The following is a 678-nucleotide window of genomic DNA, read 5'->3' as shown; positions in this document are numbered from 1 at the left end:
AACGAGGCCAGCAGGTTGACTGGGCTGAAGAGCGAAACACTAGCTTCTCGGCCCCGTGCCTGTAGGTGCAGCTCCAACGGGTCGGCTCACCGCAGGCAGGCGTGTCAGGATGGCCGACCGGTCTAAGGCGCTCCGTTCAGGTCACAGTCTCCCCTGGAGGCGTGGGTTTGAATCCCGCTTCTGACAAACCTATCCTTTGGCTGTGGACAACGCTCTCACTTGGCAGAACACGTGGCGTCATGTTAGACATCGAGCCAACGTTTCGGTGAGGTGGAGACAGCATTACGCTAACGCCGTATTTCCACTACAGCGTAGCGAGTGGAGCAGAGCGTTTTCCATTCATCCCTATGGAAGTTGAGCGTACACGCATTGCGCAAGCGTTTAAGCTCAGCTTCCGTAGGAATGAATTGAAAACACCCGCTCCGCTCTGCTCGTTACGTGCCAGTGGAAACGCACCGTGAGGCTCACGAAAGCTTGCCTTCCCGTTGATGGGAAGTTTCTTCTCGAATGCCAGCATGACATTAAACTTAAGAAAACCTCACAACGACGCTGCCACATGTCACGTGAATTTGACAGGGATGCTATTACTGCATTCATTCAGCATTAGCCCAGCCTGAACACTCAATTTCGATTACATTGTATATCAAAGGACGGCCTTGGACTGAATACAAAGTTGCT

Annotated in this window: 1 pseudogene; it reads left to right on the top strand. The window is 52.7% G+C overall.

The features are described 5' to 3' along the window. The first annotated feature begins 103 nt into the window (after positions 1-103). Positions 104-186: pseudogene (locus C8054_RS32180) on the top strand. The last annotated feature ends 492 nt before the right edge of the window (positions 187-678 follow it).

Source organism: Micromonospora sp. RP3T, from assembly GCF_003027925.1.
Classification (GTDB): Bacteria; Actinomycetota; Actinomycetes; order Mycobacteriales; family Micromonosporaceae; genus Micromonospora.
Note: the sequence above shows the minus strand (reverse complement) of the source record. Positions and strands in the feature narration are given on the sequence as shown.